Here is a 25840-nt window from a genome sequence, read left to right as displayed (position 1 = left end):
GAGTTTATTATTTCTTGACCGCTTGCGTCGCCGATTTCTTAACTGCAGAAGAATCTGCGGCCGGAGCAGCTGGTTTGGCTGAGTCTTTCACCATTGGCGTAGCGTCGGCAGTTTCGTCTGCAGGTTTTTCCTGTGAGGCTTTTACTGCCGCTACAAGCGTTTCTTTTGCTTCCAACCAAGTTTTGAAATCTTCCGGTTCGTCTACGACCACTTTCATTTGCATGTTGTAGTGGGAAGCACCGCAAATCTTATTACAAAGCAACAAGTAATCGAATGTATACGGATCAAGACCCGGTTGTCCTTTCGCGATCAACTCGGCGCTTTTCTTGGCGCGGATCTCGTTGATGTCGTGTACTTTCTTACGCATATGGTCCATATCGCGCATTTCGGCTGTCGTGTAGATAGGCTCGAAAGCGAATTGCGTCACCATACCCGGAACGGCGTTCATCTGGGCGCGGAAGTGCGGCAAGTAAACCGAGTGCAAAACATCCTGTGAACGGATTTTGAACAACACCTTCTTCCCTTTCGGCAAGTGAAGTTCGTTTACGACTTTATCGTCTTGTGCATGCGGATCGGCAAGGTCCACACCAAGCGTGTTCACACCTTCGATATAACGTACGTTCGCTTTTCCTAGAACATTGTCTTCTCCGGCGTAACGAGCTTCCCAGCTAAATTGCTTTCCGTAGATTTCAACAACCAATACGTCTTCGTCTTCGTCGACGAACATGATGTTGGTCCAGGCGTACAATCCGTAAAGGATCAAACCGGCAAGAACGACTGCAGGAATAACCGACCAAACGAATTCCAATTTATCGTTATCGGCGAAATAAAGCGCTTTTTGGCCTTCTTTACCGCGGTATTTGAATGCAAACCAGTGCAACAATCCTTGTGTGATCGTCTGAACCGTGAAAATCAACACCCAAGTGATGTTCATGAGGTTATCAACCTGAGCACCATGAGCCGAAGCCGGCGTACCCAAGACGAAATGTCCCCATTTGATCAATCCGTAAATCGTGAAGATGTAGATGAAAGCAAGAAATCCGAACATCAAATAACCCTGAATGTTGTTATCGGTATCGTTCGCTACCTGCGAATTACCTTGAGCAACCTTCCCTGCTTGTGTTAAGTCGAATATCTTAGTCAATTGCCAAAGTGCAATGGATAAAAGGACTAAAATTACAATTACCAACAACGTTGTCATCTGTGATGTCTTTAAATATTAATAATGAAAATGCTTGCTTTCTTCGATATATGGATTGCGTTTCGGCATCAACGGCGCTTTTGTCAACGCGGTGAAGACTACCAAAAGGAATAATCCGAGGAAGAACAGCACAGAGCTGATTTCAGGAATTCCGATGAACCACTGATCGCCAACCGTAGCCGGCATGATCATGTTGAAGAAGTCGATGTAATGTCCTACGAGAATGATAGATCCGGCTCCGACCAAAATCCAGGTAACACGCTTGAAATCGGTGTTGATAAGGATTAGGATAGGGAAAACGAAGTTCATCACTACCGCGCCCCAGAAAGGCAATGTGTAATCGTTGATACGTGTGATGAAATACGTGACCTCTTCAGGAATGTTCGCGTACCAGATCAACATGAATTGAGAGAACCAAAGGTACGTCCAGAAAACAGAGATACCGAACATGAACTTGGCCAAATCGTGAATGTGGCTTGTGTTCACATATTCCAAATAACCTTTTGTTTTGAGATAAAGCGTCACCATACAGATTACAGTGATTCCGCTTACGAAGAATGATGCGAAAACGTACCATCCGAACAACGTAGAGAACCAGTGTGGATCAAGTGACATGATCCAGTCCCAAGCCATGATCGATTCAGATACGATGAAGAACACCAGGAATCCGGCAGACATCTTGAATACTTTTTTGTAGTTGGCATCATCGTGAGCCTCATCTTGAGCCAACCCTGTCTTTCTTGAGAAATGACGGTACAAGTTCCATCCTGCGATGAAGATTACCGCACGGATCAACCAGAAAGGAATATTCAGATAACCCGATTTACCGGCAATAAGAGCGTCATAATTTTCGCTCTTCGGATCTGTAACGCCATCGGCCATCCAAACGAACAAGTGGTTCAGGTGAGCGGCGCAAGTGATAAGGAAAATAAGGAACAGGATAGATCCTACCGGCAAATAAGCCGTGATACCTTCCATAACGCGGAACAAGACCGGAGACCAACCTGCCTGGGCAACTTGCTGGATCGCATAGAAAGCAAGAACTCCCATAGAAATCAACAAGAAGAAGATACATGCGACATAAAGCGCAGCCCAAGGTTTGTTCTGCAATTGGTGCAATACGTGCTCCAAGTGTGCTTCGTGTTCGGCATGTGCATCAGCGTGAGCCGGTTCTGCATGCGCAGCAGCCACCTCGCGATGTTCTTCAGCCGGAGCTTCGGCAACAGCTGGTGCGGCAGCAGTATCAACTGATGTAGTAACAGAATCGTGAGAAGCGGCAGCATCGCCGGTAGCAGCATGCTCGTCGTGAGCTTGGTCTGCCACTCCAGCCTCGCCTTCTGTAGCGTGAGCCTCAGGCTTTGCAGCCTCTGCTTCGTGCGCTTCAGTTGCGTGGGCTTCTTCGGCATGAGCCGGAGCAGCTTCGTGAGCTTCACCGTGTCCGCCTCCGTGACCATGGCTTTCGGCAGCCAGGATCGCTTCCACTTCCTTAATGTCTTTTGGTGCAGTTAAAAACCCGTATCCGATCCCGAGAAGGCCAACGACCATCAGGACTATCGAAAATGTTTTTAATTTACTTGAAATGGTGTACATATCTATTACGATCAGTTAATTCGATTATTTCAATTCGCTCTTGAGTTTCATTACATAGGCGGCAACCATCCAACGCTCTTTTTGGCTAAGCTGGTTGGCGTAAGAACCCATTGAGTTCAAACCGTAAGTCTGTACGTGGTACACGCTTCCGATGCTTACGACCCTGTCTTTATAACTTGGAACCCCTAGGAATTTCTCCTGCTTTACGAGTTTACCTTTTCCGTCTCCGGCCGTACCGTGGCAGATCGCACAGTAGATGTCGAAAAGACCTTTTGCTTTCTCCATATCCACTTCGGTAGAATCCAAAGGAGATGTACTTACGGTCTTGGAAAAGTTATAACCTTCTGTAGTGTTCGGGATTTCGTAAGGCGTGTAGCCTCTTTTGATCGTTCCCGGAGCAGGCAATTGCGCCTCTACGCCACCTCTTTTGAAAGAAGGTGATTCCGAATAGGTCTCATAAGCCGTAGACTCATACATATTTGGCATGTACTGGTAATTCGGCTCTCTCTTGTTGAAGCAAGAGGTAACGGAAAACGCCATCCCGGCCAATAGTGTTATTTTGAATACTGTCTTCATAACTACAGTTAGTGCTTTTCGATTACTTTAACTTCAACTGCGCCGGTCTTCTCAAAGAAAGAAACCATTTCGCTTTCGTCTCCTTTTACGGCTACTTCCATAAGGAAATGATCGTCGGTAGTACGAACGTCTGGGTTTTCGGCTGCTTTGAACGGCCACAATCTACTTCTCATGTAAAAAGTGATGACCATCAAGTGGGCAGCGAAGAATACCGTCATCTCGAACATTACCGGTACGAAAGCGGGCATGTTCTGGATGTAGCTGAAACTTGGCTTACCTCCGATATCCTGAGGCCAGTCGGAAATCATGATATTGTTCATCATCCATGTAGCGACCGACAAACCTGTACATCCGTAGATGAACGCGCAGATGGCCAAACGCGTTGGCGCGATTCCCATTGCTTTATCGAGTCCGTGTACAGGAAAAGGCGTGAATACCTCTTCGATATGGTGATGGGCCGCACGTGTTTTCTTCACGGCATCCATCAGGACGTCGTCGTCGTTGTAAATGGCGTGTAGTACTTTATTAGTGGTGCTCATGGTGTGAAGGATTTTCGTCTCTGCGTTTTTTGAAATATTCGCCTGAAGTCTTCAGGATGGTCTTAACCTCGGCCTGTGCGATTACAGGGAAAGTTCTAGAGTAAAGTAGGAACAATACGAAGAAGAATCCGATGGTTCCGATAAAGATTCCGATGTCGATGAACGTCGGAGAGAACATCGTCCATGAAGACGGAAGGTAATCTCTGTGAAGCGACGTCACGATGATTACGAAACGCTCGAACCACATACCGATGTTTACGACGATCGAGATTACGAAAGAGAACATGATCGATGTACGCAATTTCTTGAACCACATGAACTGTGGAGAGAATACGTTACAAGTCATCATCGACCAGTAGGCCCACCAGTAAGGTCCTGTCGCACGGTTAAGGAAAGCGTACTGTTCGTACTCCACTCCCGAATACCACGCCACGAACAATTCGGTGATGTAGGCGACACCTACGATAGATCCGGTGATCATGATGATGATGTTCATCAATTCGATATGTTGCAACGTGATGTAAGCTTCCAAGTGACACACCTTACGCATGATGATAAGGAGCGTGTTCACCATCGCGAATCCGGAGAATACCGCACCCGCAACGAAGTAAGGAGGGAAGATGGTCGTGTGCCATCCTGGGATTACCGAGGTAGCAAAGTCGAAGGATACGATCGTGTGAACCGAAAGTACAAGTGGAGTCGCCAAACCTGCAAGAACGAGGGAAACTTCCTCAAAACGCTGCCAGTCTTTTACGCGTCCGCTCCATCCGAAGCTCAAGATTGTGTAGATTCTTTTTGTAAACGGAGTCACGGCTCTGTCGCGAAGCATCGCAAAGTCAGGAAGAAGTCCTGTCCACCAGAAAACGAGTGATACCGAAAGATAAGTCGAGATCGCGAATACGTCCCAAAGGAGCGGTGAGTTGAAGTTCACCCAAAGCGATCCGAACTGGTTAGGAATCGGAAGTACCCAATATCCGAGCCATGGACGACCCATGTGGATTACCGGAAACAAACCGGCCTGGACTACCGAGAAAATCGTCATCGCCTCTGCAGAACGGTTGATCGCCATTCTCCAACGTTGACGGAACAACAAGAGTACGGCAGAAATCAGGGTCCCGGCGTGACCGATACCTACCCACCAAACGAAGTTGGTGATATCCCAAGCCCAACCTACTGTCTTGTTGAGACCCCATGAACCGATACCGGTAGCGATGGTGTAAGTGATGCAACCTACTCCCCAAAGGAAAGCGACAAGTGCAATTGTAAATACGGTCCACCATTGTTTGTTGGCACGTCCCTCAACAGGAAAGGCAACGTCTACCGTTACATCGTGATATGTCTTATCACCTATAACTAAGGGTTTTCTGATGGGTGCTTCGTAGTGCGATGACATACTTTATCGTGTTTTCGTAATTAATTCGTGATTGATTTAGACGTTTCTCACCTTAACATGGTAGAATACGTTAGGCTGCGTACCGACGTGCTCGAGCAAGTGATACATCCTGTCGCTGTTCTTAAGAGCGAAGATTGGATCATCCTGGTTGTTCACATCCCCGAAACTCATCGAGCCAGTAGAACAAGCAGCGGAACAAGCCGTTTCAAATTCATCTTTACCTACAGCGCGTCCTTCGCGTTTGGCGGCCAGGATCGTAGCCTGAGTTTTTTGGATACAGAACGAACATTTCTCCATAACCCCACGCGAACGTACGTTTACGTCTGGGTTTAGAACCATACGTCCTAGATCGTCTTGCATATGGAATGGGAATTCCTCATTGTTGTTGTACAAGAACCAATTGAAACGACGCACTTTGTACGGACAGTTATTCGCGCAATAACGTGTTCCGACGCAACGGTTGTACGCCATGTGGTTGTGACCTTGACGGCTGTGCGACGTAGCGGCAACCGGACAAACCGTTTCACACGGAGCGTGGTTACAGTGCTGGCACATTACCGGCTGGAACGCCACTTGCGGGTTGTCCGCAGGCAACTCCATTTCTCCGAATCCGCCCAATGAACCTTTGTCACCGAACAATCCGTCGAAGTTGTCTTTCTTCTCGTTGTCTTTCTCGAAAGTCTCTTCCGAAGAATAGTAACGGTCGATGCGCAACCAGTGCATATCGCGGCTTCTTCTCACTTCCGATTTTCCCACTACCGGAACGTTGTTCTCGGCATGACAAGCTATGACGCAAGCCCCGCAACCTGTACAGGCGTTAAGGTCGATAGAAAGGTTGAAGTGGTGACCGGTCGTACTGTCGAACGATTCCCAAAGATCTACTTTGGTAACCGGCGTTTCTTTATGGTCAAGAGAAACCATCGGCATTGGGTTCCAAACCTCGGCGTTCTCTTTGTTGAATACATCCAGTGTAGTTTCCTTGATGATGTCTCCGCGACCCATCAATGTTTTTTGCGATTGAACGCAAGCGAATTCGTGTTCGCCGGATTCCGCTTTTACGTCGGCACCTTGAACACTGTTGAAAGCGTTGTAAAGCGCATACGCATTGATACCGACCTGCATTTCTTTCTGCATCGAAGCCTTGCGACCGTAACCTACCGACATACCGATAGTTCCGTGAGCTTGGCCCGGTTGGACGATCACAGGAACGTTCTGCAATTTTTTGTCTCCGACGGTGATCGTAGCATAACTACCGTTCAAACCGCCATTGGCAACGATTTTATTTTCAAGACCGAGTTTGTCGGCGTCGAATTTCGAAATGGTCACGTAGTTATCCCAAGACACACGAGTGATCGGATCCGGGAATTCCTGGAGCCATGGGTTGTTGGCCTGCTGGCCGTCTCCCAAACCTGTTTTGGTGTAAAGCGTAAGCTCGAACTTACCAAGCGATTTCGCACCAGCCAAAGCCGAAGCAGAAGCAGAGAAATTACCGGCTCCGCCAGCGACACCCTGAACAGCATTAACGAAAACACCGTCGTGAACCGCTTTATTCCAAGAAGTCCCAACCAAGTAAGCCGCAGAATTCGCTCTTAGGTAATCGTAGTAAGAAGCCTGGCTTCCGTTCCATTCCAAAAGTGATTCTTCGAATTGTTTCGTGTTGAACAATGGACGGATAGTCGGTTGCGTAAGCGAGTAAGTGCCTTTCGTAAGCATCAGATCACCCCAAGATTCCAGGAAGTGAGGTGCTGCCGCAGCCACTTTACAGATTTCGGCAGTCTCATCTTCACGAGTCGTGAACGATACCGAAAGCGGAAGTTTTTTGACCGCATCCACAAAAGGCTGCGGATTTGGCAACGTATAGGCCGGGTTCACGCCGCTCATGATAAGCGATCCGATTTTTCCAGAAGTCAAGTCCGAAAGGAAAGCCTGGATTTTACTGTCAGATCCTTTGCGGATTTGACGGATCGGCGCATTCACGAAAGCTTGCGAAGCCAATGTCTGGTTGATTCCCAAAACTACGAGTTGGGCATCTTTATCGTCAATTCCGGAAACCACGACTCCGCGCGATCCGGCTTGTTTCAATTGTTGTGCGGCTTTCACGACTTCCGCTTTCAATTTTGCATCGAGGGAAGAAGCATCTCCGGCTCCCGAAACGATATTGTAAACCAAAGCCAAAGCTTGTTTTTGTTGTGTCGGCGTCATCGGGACACGACGGTCGGCGTTTGCCCCCGAAAGCGTCATGTTCGCCTCGAACTGGATGTGGCGCGACATTTTTCCTTGATGCGGGATACGACCTTGGGTGTAACCGTTTTCATATCCGCCACCTTGCCAATCGCCAAGCAAATCGGCACCTATCGAAAGGATAAGGTCAGATTTTCCAAAATCGTAATCCACCAATCCTCTTTCGCCGTAAACCTGCTCGAAAGCATCCAAAGCGGTCGAAGAAGAAACAGCATCGTATTGGATATGCTCGGCGCCCGGATGAGCAGCCAAGAATTCATTGATCAATTTTTGCGTAGTCGGACTAGCGATAGTTCCCGTAAGGACCACTTTCTTTCCGCCTTTTGCCAAACCTGCTTTAACAGCGGCGTTCACTTCATCCCAAGTAGCGTTTTTGCCGTTTACTTTAGGTTGCTTCAAACGCATGCTGTCGTACATCGACAAGATTGAAGCGTGAACCCTTGCGTTTGCCGAAAACTTAGCACCCGCAATTTTGTTGTTCTCTATTTTGATAGGGCGACCTTCGCGCGTCTTCACCAACAGGTTGGCGAAATCGAAACCGTCGAAGAAAGTCGTGGCATACATATCCCAAACCCCCGGAACGATTTGCTCAGGTTGCACTACATATGGAATCGATTTGTGAACCGGACCCTCACAAGCTGCCAAAGAAGCCGCAGCTGTACTGAACCCGACGAATTTTAAGAAGTCACGTCGTGAAGTCGATGAAGAAGTCAAAGCTTCCTTATCGCCTAGAAAATCCTCTACCGGAATCTCTTCAACGAATTCGTTGTTTTTAAGCGTCTCAACAATAGAACTGCCTTCGTTTAGTTCCTCAACACTTTTCCAGTATTTTTTGTTTGATGACATCGTATATAAAAATTAGCTTCTTAGTAATTGATTAATAGTGGCACTTACCGCACTCAAGACCTCCCATTTGGGCAGCCGTCAACTTATCGACGCCATATTTCTTGGCAAGTTGATCGTGGATTTTGGCATAGTACTCGTTTCCTTCCATCTTCACGTCGGTCTTTCTGTGACAGTTCACACACCAGCCCATAGTCAACGGAGAGAATTGTTTCATAAGTTCGAACGTCTGAACCGGACCGTGACAAGTTTGGCACTCGATACCGGCAACCGTCACGTGTTGAGAGTGGTTGAAATAAACGAAATCTGGAAGATTGTGGATACGGACCCACTTTACAGGATGAGTCTTACCTGTGTATTTTTGAGTCGATTTGTCCCATCCGACAGCGTCGTAAAGTTTGGCGATCTCTCCGTCGTAGAATGCTTTCGAGTGCTCTGCAGTCGCAGTCGTATCCGACACTTCAGAGATATTCTTGTGACAGTTCATACAAACGTTAAGCGACGGGATTCCAGCATTTTTACCGACACGTGCCGCAGAGTGGCAGTACTTACAGTCGATACCGTTGCTTCCGGCGTGGATCCTGTGTGAGTAGTGGATTGGCTGGATCGGCTCGTAGTCTTGATCGACGCCTACTTGCATCGCCCAACCGTAGAAGAAATAACCAGCAGCAAGCAACAACAAAATCGAGCTCACCAAAACCAGGAATTGGTTACGCGCAAAAGCCACCCAAATTGGAAGCGATTTTTCTTTCGGAGCAACCTCGATACCGTTTTTAGCAGCGATGTTCGTCAAGACGCGGTTCGCCATAACCAAAGCAGCTACCAGGATCAAAAGAACAACACAAAGCGCGATAAGAATGGCGTTGTTTGAAATTCCGCTATCTGAAGCAGCAGTTCCCGGAGGGCCTGCAGTTCCGGCAGCACCAACAGCAGGTTCAGCTTTTGGCTGCGACGTGTAGGCAATAATGTTGTCGATATCGGCGGTAGAAAGCTGTGGGAAAGCCGTCATTACAGACTTGTTGTTCTCCTCGAAAAGCTTGACAGCCGCAGCGTCACCCGCCTTGATCATGGCCGAGCTGTTGTGCACCCAGTCGTAAATCCAAGACATTTGGTGTTTTTCGGCTACACCTCGAAGTGCAGGACCGGTAGACTTTGCGTCAAGTTTGTGACATGCCGCGCAGTTCGTATTGAACAAAGCCTTTCCTTTTACAGGATCCCCGGCTCCGGCAGGAGCGGCGGCAGCCTCAGCAGCAGGAGCAGCAGCCGCAGGAGCAGCTTCTTGACCCAAAACGACCGAGGACGACGTGAGAATCAGCGCTAAACTAAAGAACAAAGTTTTTAGAATCGAATTATGGTTACCCACTTTTTTCATATTGTAAATGATTATCGACTTGAAGTTTTTGGCACGGTTTTCACAGCAATTTTCGCTGTAAAATCGGTACTTCGCTTAAAAATTTGAGCAAAAATACAATTTATAGACTTGTCTGAAAACCTTAAAATAGTCTTAATAATCAATTTATAATAATTCTAAATAATTTTTTTTGGGGCGCTTAATCATTAAGGTTTACATTTGTATAAAAATCACGCATTTATGAAATTTCACATCGCCAAACCTGTTTGTTTTTCTGTTTTGACCTGCTGCATTTTTAGCACTTCGACATGGGCGCAAAGCGGTTCCGTCACCGTTTCCCAAGATCCTAAATTCGAACAGCTGCTCAATGAAAAACGACGCATCAATTCATCGATCACGGTCAACGACAAATACAAGATCCAAATTTTCAACGGCGACAGCGAAAGCTCCAAAAAAATCCTGACTGACTTCCGCAAAGACTTCAAAAATTTAGATGCTACGGTGGTTTTCAGCACACCTGCCTATAAAGTATGGGTCGGCAATTTCAAATCGCGCATAGAGGCCGAAAAGAACCTTGCCGATCTTCGCAAGAAATATCCGAACGCGATCATTATCAAACCCAACAAGTAATTTCACGACACTACATAAAAAAAGCCCCGTAATTGGGGCTTTTTTTTATTAAAGTTCTTATTTCAACTTCTTCTTGACCGCTACTTCCTGGAAAGCCTCGATCAAATCGTTCAATTCAATGTCGTTGTAACCTTTAATCTGGATACCGCAATCGTATCCTTTCGAAACTTCCTTCACATCGTCCTTGAAACGCTTAAGCGCAGTAAGTTCTCCGGTGTGGATAACAACACCTTCGCGGATCAGGCGGATTTTGGAAGTTCTGAAAATCTTTCCGTCGGTAACCATACATCCGGCAATCGTACCCACTTTCGAAATCTTGAACAACTCGCGGATTTCGGCCGTTCCGGTAACTTCTTCCTTGATTTCAGGAGAAAGCATTCCTTCCATAGCGTCCTTCAAATCGTCGATTGCGTCGTAGATGATCGAATAGTTTCGGATATCGATTTCCTCTTTGTCGGCCAATTGCTTGGCAGAAGCCGAAGGACGCACGTTAAATCCGATGATGATCGCGTCCGAAGCCGAAGCCAGGTTCACGTCGGTCTCGGTGATCGCACCAACACCTTTGTGGATGATATTGACCTGGATTTCTTCTGTAGACAATTTCGAGAACGAGTCCGAAAGCGCTTCTACCGAACCGTCCACGTCACCCTTGATGATAATGTTGAGTTCCTTGAACTGACCCAAAGCGATACGGCGACCGATTTCGGCAAGCGTGATGTGACGCTGCGTACGAACCGACTGCTCGCGTTGCAATTGCGTACGTTTTACCGCAATTTGCTTGGCTTCGCGCTCATCGTCGAAAATCGTGAATTTGTCACCTGCGGTTGGCGCTCCGTCGAGACCAAGCACGGAAACCGGGGTTGAAGGACCCGCTTCTTTCAAAGCATGGCCACGCTCGTCGTGCATCGCACGGATCTTACCGTGATTTTTACCGGCAAGCATATAATCTCCGATCTTCAAAGTACCGTTCTGTACCAAAATAGTGGCAACGTAGCCTTTACCTTTGTCCAATTGCGCTTCGACAACGGTTCCGGAAGCCAAACGGTCTGGATTGGCTTTCAGGTCAAGGATTTCGGCCTCGAGCAATACTTTCTCGAGCAATTCCTTGACGCCAAGACCTGTTTTTGCAGAAATATCGTGCGATTGGATTTTTCCGCCCCAATCTTCGACGAGCAAGTTCATTCCCGCAAGACGTTCCTTGATTTTGTCAGGGTTCGCCGTCGGTTTATCGACCTTGTTGATCGCAAATATGATAGGAACTCCGGCCGCTTGGGCGTGAGAAATCGCTTCTTTTGTTTGTGGCATGATGTCGTCGTCTGCCGCGATAACGATAATCGCGATATCGGTAACCTGAGCACCACGCGCACGCATCGCGGTAAACGCTTCGTGACCCGGAGTATCCAGGAATGCGATTTTTTGTCCGCCTTCCAACGTTACGCCGTAAGCTCCGATGTGCTGCGTGATTCCTCCCGATTCGCCAGCGATTACATTTTCCTTACGGATATAATCGAGCAACGACGTTTTACCGTGATCGACGTGACCCATTACGGTAACGATCGGCGCACGATTGACCAAATCTTCTTCGCGGTCTTCGACAACCTGGATATTCTCTTCGATATCCGTAGTGATGAATTCCACTTCATAACCGAATTCATCGGCAACGATCGTAAGCGTTTCCGCATCGAGACGTTGGTTTTGTGTCACCATGATTCCGAGCGACATACAGGTTCCGATGACTTTCGTGATCGGCACATCCATCATTTGCGCAACTTCACCTACGGTAACGAATTCGGTTACCTTAAGCACTTTGCTTCCTTCTTCTAATGAACGTTGTTCATCTTCTGATTTCTGACGGTGCGTATCACGTTTGTCGCGACGATACTTGGCTGCTTTTGATTTTCCGCCTTTTCCCTGAAGTTTTTCAAGGGTTTCACGGATTTGGTTTTTAACTTCTTCCTCGGTCGGTTCGACTTTGGAAACAATCGCAGGACGCCCTTTTTGGAAACCTCCGCCCGGACGGTTCTGTCCGCCTGGACCACCTGGCCTGTTTTGCCCGCCTGGACCGCCTTGAGGACGTTGTCCCGGAGCTCCCGGATTCGGTTTCACGATGCGCTTGCGCTTGTTCTTCTCGTTATTGTTGTTATTGCCTTGGCCAGTATTCGGCGTTTCCTTCTTCTTGCGCTCGAATTGCGAAAGGTCGATGGTCTTACCCGAAATGACAGGACCTGTAAGCTTTTGGTATTGGGTCGCGAAAGTTTCCTCGCCCGGCGCAGAAGGTGTTGCAGGCGCTGCCGCAGCTGGCGCAGGAGATGCTGGTGCCGGCGGAGTTACCGCAGCGGCAGGCGCTTCTGGCTTGGCTTCTTCCTGTTTTTGTACAGGCGCAACTGACTCGACCGGAGCAGTCGGCTCCTGAGCGGCTGGCTTCACCGGTTCGCTAACGGTTGAGTCGGCTTTAGGTGCTTCCGGCATCGCAGGGGTTTTCTTTTCAAGGTCGATTGTGCCTACGGTTTTAGGGCCCGTCACATTAGCTTTTGCACGGATTACTTCCTGCTGCTGCCTCGCGCGCTCCTCGTCGTATTTGCGTTTGTCCTCGATTTCTTTTTCCCTTTCGATGCGAAGCGCTTCTTTTTCCTTGCGTTTCTCCTCGCCTACTTCCTGTGATGCAACCTTATTTCCGCGATCGCCCGCGAACTGGTTCATCAACAGGTCGTACTCGCCTTGCGAAATCTTGGCGTTCGGATTCGACTCAATGGCAATACCCTTGTCTTTGAGATGATCCACGGCACGGTCCAAGGAAATGTTCAGCTCCCGTAAAACCTTGTTAATTCTTATTACTCTTTCGTCAGACATAAAATCTTTTTAGTTATTACTGTGGTCGTGTTGTTGTGGTTATTCGTAATTATCCTTCGAATTCTTCCTTGAGGATACGCATCACGTCCAGGATGGTTTCCTCTTCAAGGTCGGTTCTTCGAACAAGATCCGCCACGTCTTGCTTCAACACGCTTTTAGCCGTGTCAAGCCCGATTTTGGCGAACTCCTCGATGACCCATCCTTCGATTTCATCCGAGAATTCGGTCAATTCCACATCGTCCTCTTCTTCTGCGATGTTTCCTTCGCGGATGACATCAAGCTCATAACCTGTAAGCAACCCTGCCAGTTTGATGTTATGTCCGCCGCGTCCGATGGCTTTCGAAACCTCTTCGAGTTTCAAATAAACCTCTGCCCTTTTCTGATCTTCGTTGAGTTTGATCGAAGACACTTTTGCCGGGCTAAGGGCACGTGTTATAAAGAGTTGGATGTTATTCGTATAGTTGATGACATCGATGTTCTCGTTGCCCAATTCACGCACGATTCCGTGGATACGCGAGCCTTTCATACCGACGCAGGCTCCAACGGGATCGATACGATCGTCGTAAGAATCTACTGCAACTTTCGCCTTTTCACCCGGAATACGCACTACGTTTTTCACGGTGATCAGTCCGTCGAATACTTCCGGAATTTCCTGCTCGAACAATTTCTCGAGGAATTTTTCTGAGGTACGCGACATGATGATTTGCGGCTTATTCCCTTTTAACTCCACGTTTTCGATGATTCCGCGTACGTTGTCTCCTTTGCGGAAAAAGTCGGACGGGATCTGTTTTTCCTTCGGAAGCACGATCTCGTTTCCTTCGTCGTCGACCAAAATTACGACTCTAGGGCGAACGTGGTGCACTTCGGCAGTATAAATTTCCCCTATCAAATCTTTAAATTGTTTGTAGAGGTTGGTATTGTCGTGCTCGTGTATTTTCGAGATCAGGTTCTGACGCAAAGCCAAAATGGCACGTCTTCCCAAATCGATGAGCTTTACTTCTTCGGAAACTTCCTCGCCAATCTCGAAATCGGGTTCGATTTTACGGGCTTCGGTAAGTGTAATCTCTTCGTTTTCCAAATCCAGGTCTTCGTCGGCAACGATTACGCGACGTCTCCAGATTTCCATATCACCCTTGTCTGGGTTGATGATGATATCGAAATTCTCATCGGATCCGAATTTTTTCTTCAAGGCATTTCTAAACACATCTTCAAGGATGGCCATCAGCGTAACGCGATCGATCAATTTATCATCCTTAAACTCTGAAAACGAGTCGATTAATGCGAGATTTTCCATATTACTTTAAAATTTAATTGTAACGGTTGCTTCTTTGATTTCTGAATATTTGATTTCCTGTTTCTTTTGAACAGTTTCTTTTCCTTTTCCTACTTTTTTGGGTTCGCGCGCTTCCCATTCCAACGTAATGAAATCGTCGTTGGCATTTGTGATTTCGGCTTCGATGGTTTCGGTGGCGGTTTTCACCTGTAGCGTGCGCCCGATATTTTTCTTGTATTGGCGAACCAACTTCAACGGCGATGTCGCTCCTGCGGATGCCACTTCAAGAGAAAAATCCTGTTCTTCCCTGTCTAGATTGTGCTCTATCGCACGGCTCACGTCGATGCAATCCTGAAGCGTCACACCATGGTCTCCATCTAGGGTCACGTTGATTTTACCGGCTTCATTAACAGAAAGATCTATCAAGAATACCGATGGTTTTTCCTCGAGTGCGGCATTCAAAAGTTCCGCGACTTTGTCTTTAAACGTCATAGGGTATAAAAAGAGGGGACTCTCGTCCCCTCATTATTTAGTTTTCAAATAAATAACGATGCAAATATAGTTATTTTTTTATAAACCAAAAATGAGCGTTAACAGTTAAATAATTCGTAACTTTATTTCTAGAGAAACAAACAATCATTAAACACTTATTCACCACTTTCACATGAAAAAAATTTTAGTGCCTACCGACTTTTCAGATCAGGCGGAATACGCCCTTAAGGTGGCCGCTCAAATCGCCAAAAAACAACACTGCGAAATCTTATTGCTCCACATGCTCGAGTTGCCTCACGAAGGCAGCGACGCAGCGGTAAAAGGGGCAGACATACCCGAAATCATCTTTTTCAAAAACCAGGCGATGGCCAAATTCGAAGGCCTGCTCGACGCTCCTTACCTCGAAGGACTCACCGTTACGGAAACCACGCGTTTCGGAAAAGTCTACGAAGGGATCAATAGCGTCGCCAAGAAAGAGAATGCCGATTTCATCGTTATGGGCTCTCATGGCGCGAGCGGTTTCCACGAGATGTTCATCGGTTCGAACGCAGAGAAAGTGGTTCGCAGTTCAGACATTCCGGTACTCGTGATCAAAAACGAGATGGCCGAATTCAAAGCGGATAATTTCGTTTTCGCTTCGGATTTCTCGGACGAGATCAAAAAACCGTTCAAACAATTGGTCGATATCGCTTCACATTTCGGATCCCACCTGAAACTGGTCATGATCAACACGCCGAACAGTTTCAAACCGACCCAAGTCGCCGAAAACATCATGAACGACTTCATGCGCGACGTGAACTTCACGAATTACTCTCTTCATATTTACAACGACGTGAACGTAGAAAAAGGCATCCTGAACTTCGCCAACAGCGTAAAGGCAGACCTTATCGGCATGTGCACGCACGGACGCACCGGTTTCGCACACTTCTTTAACGGAAGCATCAGCGAAGATTTGGTGAATCACGCGATCCGTCCGGTGGTGACTTTTAAAATCTGAGCAAATCCCAATTTTGGAGTATGAATGTAAAAAGTCCGTCGCTTTCTGCGGACTTTTTGCTTTTATAAACATTCTAAAGATTGCTGCAAAAAGAAATGGGATTTGGAGTTTCCACAATAAAAAAAGCCTCCCGATCGGGAGGCTTTCCTGTTGGCCCACTAGGACTCGAACCTAGAAAGACGGCACCAAAAACCGTAGTGTTACCATTACACCATGGACCAGCATAGCTTGATTGCGAGTGCAAATTTAAAACAAAATCTGTTCTTCGCAAATTTTTTTGTTTTTTTTCTAAACTTCTGTGACATCTTTTTCAGAGAACTGTCTATTACAACAATTTAGCTTTCTTTCTGATCGGTCCGGCCATAGAATTTTTTGTTAACCGCCCATGCCGTTGGTAAAAAAACAGTTTCTTTGTAACGCATTAATAACCTCTGTACGATGACAGATTTCAATTTCCGCAAGTGGAATACGATTACCGGATGGGTCGCTTTTTCTATTGCCTTGATCACCTATGTTCTTACCGTCGAGCCGACCATGAGTTTTTGGGATTGTGGCGAATACATTGCCACCGCCGCCAATCTTGAGGTAGGCCACCCGCCGGGAGCACCTTTGTTCCAAATGCTGGGCGCCTTTTTAGCGATGTTCGCACCCAGTGACCAATATGTAGCGGTAATGGTGAACATGATTTCGGTGTTTTCGAGCGCCTTCACGATTTTATTCTTGTTTTGGTCATCATCTATCGTACTCCGGAAAATCATCACCCAATTTTCGGATTGGAATAAAAACAACGCCATCGTCGTTCTCGGCGCTTCTTTCATCGGCGCACTTACTTTCACGTTCACCGACAGTTTTTGGTTCAACGCCGTAGAAGCCGAGGTTTACGCGGCCGCTTCGTTGCTGATCGCGCTTCTTTTCTGGCTCGGTTTACGCTGGGAAGAGGAAATGCACACGCCTCGCGGAAACAAATGGCTGCTGATCATTTCACTCGTCATCGGATTGTCGTTCGGAGTTCACTTCATGGCTTTGCTTACGATTCCGTCGATCGGTTATCTGTATTACTTCAAGAATTACAAGACGATCACGATCAAGAATTTCATCGTCGCCAATATCGTCGTGGTGGGCATCCTGTTGTTCATCTTTAAATTGATGTTGCCCTGGACGATGGCCATTTTCGGAAAAACCGAAATTTTCATGGTCAACAGTTTCGGGCTTCCGTTCGATTCGGGAACGATTTTCGCCGTTCTGGTGATGGTCGCTTTGTTCTATTTCGGATTGAAATACACACGCAAAAAAGGACTCGTTTTCTACAACACGGTCATCCTTTGCATATTGTTCATTTTCCTAGGATTCTCAACCTGGATGATGCTTCCGATACGCGCCAATGCCAACACCGTGATCAACGAGAACAAACCTTCGGATGCGGCCGAGCTTTTGGCGTACTACAACCGCGAGCAGTACGGCGTGAATCCATTGTTCTATGGACCTCAATATACCGACATGTTCGCCGGGCTTGACGAAGACGAACCGTATCTCGACAAGAAACCGAACTACGAGCGCGACTACAAAACCGGCAAATACGTCATCACGAACAACTGGAAAAACGCCGAACAGAACAGTGACGACAACCAAAAAGCGATTTTGCCGCGACTTTGGAGCACCGAACACGTAGAGAATTACATCAATTTCACGAGTCCGCCGGAGTTTTCTATCCGCGCCGACATCGATGAAGTAATCGAAGAAGAAAACAAACAAGAACTCCTTAATATCGTTTCCGAATTCCGCAGAGCTTATGCAAGCGGACAGATCGACAACGAAGGCTACGTGAGTTTTCTGAAGCATTACGGCGAATTCCTGACGATCAAAAAACCGTCGACCGGCGACAATTTGAGCTTTATGTTCGAATACCAGTTCGGCTACATGTACTGGCGTTATTTGATGTGGAATTTCACCGGACGCCAAAACGACATCCAAGGCAAATACGACAACCTCGACGGAAACTGGCTCAGCGGCGTCAAGTTCGTCGATGAAATGCATTTGGGCTCTCAAGACAACCTTACAGACGACGCCAAAAACAACAAAGGCCGCAACGTCTATTTCTTCCTGCCTTTGATTTTGGGCATCATCGGATTGGCATGGCACGCAAACAAAGACCTCAAGAGTTTCTACGTTTTGCTCGCGCTGTTCCTTTTCACGGGATTGGCGCTCAAGATTTACCTTAACGAGCGTCCTTTCGAGCCTCGTGAGCGCGATTACGCTTTGGTAGGTTCGTTCTACGTTTTCGCGATTTGGGTCGGATTCGGGGTTTATGCGATTTACGAAACCGTGCGTAAATGGTTGCAGCCAAAAATCGCCGGACAAATTGCAATCGGCGTATGCTTGCTTGCTTCGCCTCTAATCCTGGCTTCCCAAAACTGGGATGACCACGATCGTTCGGGTCGTTACACCGCAATCGCGATGGCCAAAAACTACCTGAATTCGTGCGATAAGAACGCGATTCTGTTCACCATTGGCGACAACGACACGTTCCCGCTTTGGTACGCACAGGAAATCGAAGGCGTCCGACGCGACATCAAGATCATCAATACGAGCCTTTTCATGACCGATTGGTACATCGACCAATCCAAAATGAAGACTTGGGATGCGGAAGGTGCTCCGATTTCGTTCAGCCACGACCAATATGTGGGTGACAAGCTCGATTATGCCGTATTCCAGCAAACGACCAAGGAAGCCATCGGCTTGAAACAGTTCCTCGATTTCTTGAAACTCGAAGATCCGCGTGCGCTAGTCGAAATGCAGAACGGCCAGAAATATCATTTCTATCCGACGAACAAAATCAGGATTCCGGTAGACAAGAACGCGATCATCGCCAATAAGACCATCGATTCGAAATACAATGATTCGATCGTTCCGTATATCGACATCGAGATCAAAGGGCCGGCGATTTACAAGAACCGCATCATGATGCTCGACATCTTGCAGAACAACAACTGGAAACGTCCGATTTATTTCACGGGTGGAAGTTTCGGCGACGACGATTATCTGTGGATGAAGGATTATCTGCAGTTGGACGGTGTCGTCTACAAACTCGTCCCGATGAAAACATCGTTGGAGAAAGCGCCTAGCATGCTCGACATGGGCAGCATTGATTCCGAAAAAATGTACGGCATCGTCACCAAATGGGATTGGGGCAACGGCGAAAGCACCAAAATCTACCACGATCCGGAAACACGCAAAAACAGCATCACGTACCGCACGAATATGGCGCGTTTGATGGAGCAACTCATCAACGAAGGCAAGACCGACAAAGCCAAGAACATCATCAATCTCGCGCTTTCCAAAATGCCGATGGATTATTACGGCTACTACACGATGGTCGAGCCTTTCGCAGGCGGATTGTACGAAGTGGGCGAAAAAGAAAGAGCACGTGAATTGCTGCAAAAACTCATGGTGAAATACCAACAGGAACTCATGTTCTACAAAGGTTTGAGGAATTCCGAGCAAAGCCTGATCGCAGTTGATGTGGTAAGTGCCATAGAACGCTACAGAAGCCTGCTGCAAGTGATGAAGGAAAGAGGCGATATCGAGTTCTACAACAAGAACCGAGCGACGTTCAACTCGTATAACGACAAGTTCAAGCTTTTCGGACGTGATCCTGAGTAATAAAATGCAGTTTTGGACTGCTTTAAACCTCAAAGGTTTTCAAAAACCTTTGAGGTTTTTCATTTAAAATCCACACGTCTTTCCTATCTTATAACCATGAAATTCTATTGGATAAAAACGCATTGGCTCATCAAAAAGCTGTTCCCGCAATTCGTGTGGAGCATCGCTTCGCAACACAAGAAAGTATACCTCACTTTCGACGACGGCCCGATTCCGGAAGCCACCGGTTTCGTTCTCGAGCAACTGCGAAATTTCAATGCAAAAGCCACGTTTTTCTGCATAGGCGACAACATCCGAAAGAATCCCGATATTTTCCGCCAAATTTTAGCCGAAGGACACACGTTCGGAAACCACACGTTCAACCATCTCAACGGCTGGAAAACGCCCGAGGCCGATTATCTCGAGAACGTTCGGCTTTGCCAGGATGAAATAGACGCGTTGACAACAGACGAATCCCGTCTGATGCGTCCGCCTTATGCAAAAGTGACCTCGGCCCAATCGCGCGAATTGAGGAAACTCGGTTACAAAATAATCATGTGGGACGTTTTGAGCGCCGATTTCGACCAATCGATCACGCCCGAAAAATGTCTTGAAAACGTGTTGAAGAATATCCGTCCGGGTAGCATCGTGATTTTCCACGACAGCCAAAAAGCGTTGCGCAATATGAGTTTTGCGTTACCCGAAACTTTGAAATACTTAAAGGAAAACGGCTTTACCTGCGAAGCGTTGCGTTAGATTTGCTCCTGCACCAACCCGATGATCGTATTGGCGTCTAGCTCTCCCGATTGTCTCCAGATCATCTGCCCGCTTTTGTAAATCATCAGCGTAGGCAAGCCTTTGATGCGAAGCGCATCGGCCAATTCCTGATTTTTATCGACGTCTATTTTGATGACTTTCGCCTTATCGCCTAAAGCGGCGGCAACATCGCGAATAACAGGGTGCATGGCAACGGACTGTTCGTTCCACTCGGTGTAGAAGTCAATGAGTACGGGAACAGGCGCGTTGATCAGTTCGCCAAATTTTGACATAGTCTTACAAATTTAACCTTTGCATTACAAATATAGGGTTTTTAACATATTACGCTAATTTTGCCCCTTTTTTTAGCTCAATGACCGTTATTTCAGGCCAAATGCCCACTCTGCCTGGATAAGCATGGAATCCGAAACCGCGATTCACATATAAATAGCGTCCTAGATTTTCGTATAATCCGGCCCATTGCGGATAACGGTATTGGATTGGACTCCATTTGATAAAACCCGGTATTTCTATTCCGAATTGCAAACCATGCGTGTGTCCGGCAAGCGTCAATTGATAGTTTTTCGGATGGTTTTTCACCTCGACGTCCCAATGCGAAGGATCGTGTGACATCAGGATCTTGAAGTCATCATTCGTCAAATCGTGTGAAGCCTTGCCCAAATCGCCTACCTGCTTGAATCCGATTCCCCAGTTTTCGACACCGACCAAAGCGATGCGCTGCCCGTCCTTTTCGATGAATTTGTGCTCGTTGAGCATCAGATCGAAACCGATTTGGCCGTAAAGATTCTTGATCGCCTTAAAGTTATCCTCTTTGTCTTTCGGATGGTTCCACTCAACATATTCGCCGTAATCGTGGTTTCCAAGCACCGAAAACTTACCGTATTTGTACGATTTGATGCGATTGAACGTGTCTATCCACGGATGCATTTCGGTAGCGTGCGTGTTGACGATATCGCCCGTAAACAAACACATGTCGGCTTGCTGTTCGTTGATCAGGTCGATCGCATAGTTGATCTTTTCGGCATTGTCGAAACTTCCGCTGTGCACATCCGAAATCTGGCAGATCGTAAATCCGTCGAACGCATCGGGCAAATCGGGGAAATAAATCGGCTGTTTGATGACCTTGAAGTTGTACTTGCCCCATTTCATCCCATACAAAAGCGAAACGAACGGAATCGAAGCCACGCCAAGCGCAACCGTACTTATGAATTTGCGTCTTTCAGGCAAAAAATCGCCTTGTCTCTCCTTTGTCGCCACGTTTACCAATGCGGCGATCATGCGGTACACGTCTTCGGTAAACATAAAAACGGTGAGCAGGATTTTCGGGATATAAATAATAAGCACCAAACCCAATGTGAACAATGTGAGACGTGTTTGCCCGACTTTACGGTCGAATTGGGTAAATTGGTATATGATATAAACGATACTGAACAACGAGATGAGTTGATACGCGAGAAGAAACCACTTAATCTTCGTAACGGTGCGAAATGCCTGATACGCATACGTCTCGATAACAGCCACAAAAAGAATAAAGAAAAGCCAGCGGAACATGTTTATTTTGTAAGAGTTTCAAAATTATTGCATTTGCCCTTTCTACCTGATTAGGTTAACGCAATATTTAACATTTGATTTATAATTAATCGATTCGGGATTTTATTTCGGATGCTGTTTGTTATTTTTACGGACTAAACTTTTTACCGATGGCTGCACAAAAACGCCTTTTCCTTCTCGACGCTTACGCCCTTATTTTCCGTGGATATTACGCCTTGATCAAAAATCCGAGAGTCAACTCGAAAGGCATGGATACGTCTGCCATTTTGGGTTTCATGAACTCGCTTCTCGATGTGATCAAACGCGAAAAACCCGACCATTTGGCCGTCGCTTTCGACAAGGAAGGCAGTACCGTGCGTACCGAAATGTACGCCGAATACAAGGCGCACCGCGATGAAACGCCCGAAGCGATCCGTATCGCCGTGCCGTGGATCCAACAAATCCTGCAGGCCATGCACATCCCGATCATAGAATTGGCCGGTTGCGAAGCCGACGATTTGATCGGAACCGTCGCCAAACAAGCCGAAAAACAAGGCTACCAGGTTTTTATGGTCACTCCCGATAAGGATTATGCGCAATTGGTGTCCGAAAACGTGTTCATGTACCGTCCGGCCCGACTCGGCAACGGCATCGAGATTTGGGGAATTCCCGAAGTTTTGGAGCGTTTCGGAATCGAACGTCCCGAACAGGTGATCGATTACCTGGGCATGATGGGCGACGCCGTCGATAACATTCCCGGACTTCCCGGAGTTGGCGAAGTCACCGCAAAAAAACTTCTTGCCGAATTCGGAACGATGGAAAACCTGTTGGCCAACACCGATAAACTCACAGGCAAAATGCGCGAAAAGATCGAAGCCAACAAAGAACTCGGCATACTGTCGAAACAATTGGCGACGATCATTTGCGACTGCGACGTACAATTCAACGAAGAGGATTACGAATTGACCAAACCCGACGGCGAAAAAGTCGAGGAATTGTTCCGCGAGCTCGAGTTCCGACGCATGGCCGAACAATTCAACACCATATTCTTCGCCAAACACGAAACGTATCAAACCGCCGAAACACAAGGATTGGCACCTACCAAAACCATAGTCAAGAACGAACAGCAATTCGATTTGTTTGCGCAGATACACGGTGAGGAAACCAGCGAAGGCATTTCCACGAATCCGTATGCGACGCTTGAAAATACCGAGCATTTCTACCAATCGGTCGAAGGTGATTTCGCGATAAAACTTCTCGTGAACAATTTGCTCAAGCAGACTTCGGTAAGTTTTGACACCGAAACTACGGGAATTGACCCCATCACTGCCGAACTTGTCGGATTGTCATTCTCATGGGAAAAAGGAAAAGGCTTTTACGTGCCGGTTTCTGAAAATTACGACGAAGTGAAAGCGCTCGTCGATAAATTCCGTCCGTTTTTCGAAAATGAAACCATCGAAAAGGTCGGACAAAACGTAAAGTACGATTTGAAAATCTTGTCGAATTACGGGATCGTCGTCAAAGGCCCGATTTTCGACACGATGCTCGCACACTACCTGATCAATCCCGACATGCGCCACAATATGGACGTATTGTCTGAAACCTATCTCAAATACTCCCCGAAACCGATCGAGGATCTCATCGGCAAAAAAGGCAAAGGACAAAAGACGATGCGCGAAGTACCGCTCGACGACATCAAGGAATATGCAGCCGAAGACGCCGACGTGACCTTGCAGCTCAAACAGCACTTCGCCCCTATTTTGGAACAGACATCGACCAAAAAACTGTTCGACGAGATCGAAATCCCGCTCGTGCAGGTTTTGGCCGACATGGAAATGGAAGGCGTTCGCCTCGACACCGAATTCCTCGCCCAGCTTTCTTCGGAACTCGACAGCGACATCAAGAAACTCGAAGGCCAGATTTATGAAGCCGCAGGTGAGCGTTTCAACCTGGGTTCACCAAAACAATTGGGTGAGATTTTGTTCGACAAGATGAAAATCGGAGGCGGAAAAATCAAGAAAACCAAAACCGGACAATACGCGACGGGCGAAGAAATCCTGTCGAACCTCGCGCTTTCAAGCCCATTCGTAAAAGACATTTTGGATTGGCGACAGCTCGTGAAACTGCAAAGTACATACGTGACCGCGCTTCCGACGCAGGTTTGCGGCAAAACCGGACGCGTCCATACCGATTATATGCAAGCCGTGGCCGCGACGGGACGTTTGAGTTCGAACAATCCGAATTTGCAGAACATTCCGATCAGGACCGAACGAGGACGCCAAATCCGTAAAGCGTTCGTGCCGAGAGACGAGAATTACACGTTGCTTTCTGCCGATTATTCCCAGATCGAATTGCGTATCATCGCGGCTTTGAGCGGAGAGGAAAACATGATCGACGCGTTCAAAAACGGCGAAGACATTCACAAATCGACAGCCGCAAAAGTATTTAACGTGGCTTTGGATGAAGTGACGCGCGAACAACGAAGCAACGCCAAAACCGTGAATTTCGGAATCATTTACGGGGTTTCGGCCTTCGGACTGAGCAATCAGACGTCACTCACGAGAAGCGAGAGCGCGGCTTTGATCGACGCGTATTACAAATCATATCCGAAACTTCGCAATTACATAAGCGAACAGATCGAGATTGCGCGCGAACAAGGTTTCGTTTCTACGATTTCGGGAAGGAGGCGTTATTTGAAAGACATCAACTCGGCGAATCAAGTGGTTCGCGGTGCGGCGGAACGAAACGCGGTAAACGCCCCGATCCAGGGAAGTGCGGCCGACATCATCAAGATCGCGATGATCAACATCCATAAAAAATTGACTTCGGAAAACTGGAAAAGCCGCATGCTGCTTCAGGTACATGATGAATTGGTGTTCGACGTATACAAAGACGAACTCGAGAGAATCAAACCGATGATCAAGCACGAGATGGAAAATGCTTTCGAGCTTGCCGTTCCTTTAGAAGTCGATATGGGCGTAGGAAACGATTGGCTTGAGGCGCATTAATTGTTTTATTTTAATACTACAAAAACACATCACTTTTTCTGGCCGTAGACCTAACAGGTTTTGTAAACCTGTTAGGTCTACGAACATACATTTTTCAAAACACATTCACTTACAGAAAATCTGTCCTTTTTCATAAAGTTCAAAAACCTGTCATTTCCTAATATTTCGATTTCCGGGACCGCCTGATTTTAACTATCTTTAATCGACCAACTTAAAAACAAGGAATATGAAAAAATTACTATTATGTGCAGCCGTTTTGGCCTTGACCGTGACAGGCTGCAAAAAAGCCGAAGACAAAGCTGTAGAAACCGGTTCGGCCGACACGGTCAAAGTAGAGGCGCCGGCCGCTGAAACGGCCGAAACTGCTGCGCCGCCTTCAAAAGAGGAAATGGAAAAAGCTTGGGGCGAATACATGACTCCAGGCGAAATGCACAAACTGTTGGCATCGGACGTAGGAAGCTGGAAAGCCAATATGACGATGTACATGGATCCGACTAACCCTACGAAAGCCGAATCGACCGCAGACATCAAAATGGTCATGGGCGGACGCTATCAGGAAGCGCACTACAAAGGAAAAATAGACGGAATGGACTTTGAAGGCGTAGCAAGCGTCGGATTCAACAACGCTTCGAAAAAGTTTGAATCGACGTGGATGGACAACATGGGAACAGGCGTAATGTACACGACCGGCGAATACGATCCGGCTTCGAAATCGATTACGTTCAAAGGTTCTTCGGTCGATCCGATGACCAAAAAAGAGAAAGGTTTCCGCGAAGTTTACACGTTCGTCGACGACAACACACGCAAAATGGAAATGTTCGACAGCGACCCGACGGGCAAGGAATACAAATCGATGGAAATCGAGCTCAAGAGAAAATAAAAAAAAGGCCGGAAGATGACTCCGGCCTTT

18 protein-coding genes and 1 tRNA gene are annotated in these 25840 nt (G+C 47.2%); 6 read left to right on the top strand and 13 right to left on the bottom strand.

What is annotated here, in order from left to right; all coding sequences use genetic code 11:
- Positions 1–7 precede the first annotated feature (7 nt).
- Genes HZF10_RS11825 through HZF10_RS11795 form a run of 7 tightly spaced genes read right to left on the bottom strand, consistent with a single transcriptional unit; the run spans position 8 to position 9755 of the window.
- Positions 8–1201 carry a cytochrome c oxidase subunit II gene (locus tag HZF10_RS11825; RefSeq protein ID WP_176006410.1) on the bottom strand — a complete coding sequence of 398 codons (1194 nt, stop codon included), beginning with the start codon at positions 1199–1201 and terminating at the stop codon, positions 8–10.
- Between the two features lie 18 nt (positions 1202–1219).
- On the bottom strand, positions 1220–2791 hold the full coding sequence (locus tag HZF10_RS11820) for a quinol:cytochrome C oxidoreductase (RefSeq protein ID WP_176006409.1): 1572 nt from the start codon (positions 2789–2791) through the stop codon (positions 1220–1222).
- 24 nt (positions 2792–2815) lie between these two features.
- On the bottom strand, positions 2816–3367 hold the full coding sequence (locus HZF10_RS11815; protein ID WP_176006408.1) for a c-type cytochrome: 552 nt from the start codon (positions 3365–3367) through the stop codon (positions 2816–2818).
- Positions 3368–3375: 8 nt separating this feature from the next.
- On the bottom strand, positions 3376–3906 hold the full coding sequence (locus HZF10_RS11810) for a DUF3341 domain-containing protein (RefSeq protein WP_176006407.1): 531 nt from the start codon (positions 3904–3906) through the stop codon (positions 3376–3378).
- Complete coding sequence (nrfD, locus tag HZF10_RS11805) at positions 3893–5299, bottom strand: NrfD/PsrC family molybdoenzyme membrane anchor subunit (RefSeq protein WP_176006406.1); 1407 nt, start codon at positions 5297–5299, stop codon at positions 3893–3895. Before nrfD ends, HZF10_RS11810 begins: the two co-directional genes overlap by 14 nt.
- A gap of 36 nt (positions 5300–5335) precedes the next feature.
- Entirely contained in the window at positions 5336–8386 is a 3051-nt protein-coding gene (locus HZF10_RS11800) for a TAT-variant-translocated molybdopterin oxidoreductase (RefSeq protein WP_176006405.1), read from the bottom strand.
- A 31-nt stretch (positions 8387–8417) separates the two neighbouring features.
- A complete protein-coding gene (locus tag HZF10_RS11795) occupies positions 8418–9755 on the bottom strand; it encodes a c-type cytochrome (protein ID WP_176006404.1) in 1338 nt (445 codons plus the stop codon).
- Positions 9756–9974: 219 nt separating this feature from the next.
- On the opposite strand from HZF10_RS11795, the gene HZF10_RS11790 reads away from it, so the two are divergent.
- Positions 9975–10364 (top strand): SPOR domain-containing protein, encoded by a 390-nt coding sequence (locus HZF10_RS11790; RefSeq protein WP_176006403.1) that lies wholly within the window; start codon positions 9975–9977, stop codon positions 10362–10364.
- Positions 10365–10421: 57 nt separating this feature from the next.
- On the opposite strand, the gene infB is transcribed toward HZF10_RS11790, so the two are convergent.
- From infB to rimP, 3 genes are read right to left on the bottom strand one after another with little or no spacing between them, the layout of a single operon-like run.
- The gene (gene infB / locus HZF10_RS11785; protein WP_176006402.1) at positions 10422–13214 is read right to left on the bottom strand and encodes a translation initiation factor IF-2; all 2793 of its coding nucleotides are present in this window, start codon (positions 13212–13214) and stop codon (positions 10422–10424) included.
- Between the two features lie 49 nt (positions 13215–13263).
- Positions 13264–14508 (bottom strand): transcription termination factor NusA, encoded by a 1245-nt coding sequence (gene nusA / locus HZF10_RS11780; RefSeq protein ID WP_176006401.1) that lies wholly within the window; start codon positions 14506–14508, stop codon positions 13264–13266.
- A 6-nt stretch (positions 14509–14514) separates the two neighbouring features.
- Positions 14515–14979: a ribosome assembly cofactor RimP gene (rimP, locus tag HZF10_RS11775; RefSeq protein WP_176006400.1), complete on the bottom strand. Its 465-nt coding sequence runs from the start codon at positions 14977–14979 to the stop codon at positions 14515–14517.
- Positions 14980–15151: 172 nt separating this feature from the next.
- Between rimP and HZF10_RS11770 the strand changes: the two genes are divergently transcribed.
- Positions 15152–15976: a universal stress protein gene (locus tag HZF10_RS11770; RefSeq protein WP_176006399.1), complete on the top strand. Its 825-nt coding sequence runs from the start codon at positions 15152–15154 to the stop codon at positions 15974–15976.
- Between the two features lie 150 nt (positions 15977–16126).
- Here the strand turns inward: HZF10_RS11770 and HZF10_RS11765 are convergent.
- Positions 16127–16197, bottom strand: a tRNA-Gln gene (locus HZF10_RS11765).
- A gap of 217 nt (positions 16198–16414) precedes the next feature.
- Between HZF10_RS11765 and HZF10_RS11760 the strand changes: the two genes are divergently transcribed.
- On the top strand, positions 16415–19636 hold the full coding sequence (locus HZF10_RS11760; RefSeq protein WP_176006398.1) for a glycosyltransferase family 117 protein: 3222 nt from the start codon (positions 16415–16417) through the stop codon (positions 19634–19636).
- Positions 19637–19732: 96 nt separating this feature from the next.
- Positions 19733–20371, top strand: coding sequence for a polysaccharide deacetylase family protein (locus HZF10_RS11755; RefSeq protein ID WP_176006397.1), 639 nt, complete (start codon positions 19733–19735; stop codon positions 20369–20371).
- Here HZF10_RS11755 and HZF10_RS11750 read toward each other — a convergent pair.
- Together HZF10_RS11750 and HZF10_RS11745 are read right to left on the bottom strand one after the other, a co-directional pair.
- Positions 20368–20664, bottom strand: coding sequence for a thioredoxin family protein (locus HZF10_RS11750; RefSeq protein ID WP_176006396.1), 297 nt, complete (start codon positions 20662–20664; stop codon positions 20368–20370). The genes HZF10_RS11755 and HZF10_RS11750 overlap by 4 nt on opposite strands.
- Positions 20665–20713: 49 nt before the next feature.
- Positions 20714–21943 (bottom strand): metallophosphoesterase, encoded by a 1230-nt coding sequence (locus HZF10_RS11745; protein WP_176006395.1) that lies wholly within the window; start codon positions 21941–21943, stop codon positions 20714–20716.
- Positions 21944–22092: 149 nt separating this feature from the next.
- Between HZF10_RS11745 and polA the strand changes: the two genes are divergently transcribed.
- Positions 22093–24930, top strand: coding sequence for a DNA polymerase I (gene polA, locus HZF10_RS11740; RefSeq protein WP_176006394.1), 2838 nt, complete (start codon positions 22093–22095; stop codon positions 24928–24930).
- 226 nt (positions 24931–25156) lie between these two features.
- Entirely contained in the window at positions 25157–25810 is a 654-nt protein-coding gene (locus HZF10_RS11735; protein ID WP_176006393.1) for a DUF1579 domain-containing protein, read from the top strand.
- Positions 25811–25840 lie beyond the last annotated feature (30 nt).

The sequence above is a fragment of the Flavobacterium agri genome, assembly GCF_013401995.1.
Lineage (GTDB): Bacteria > Bacteroidota > Bacteroidia > Flavobacteriales > Flavobacteriaceae > Flavobacterium > Flavobacterium agri.
This window is presented reverse-complemented; position numbering and strand designations above follow the sequence as displayed.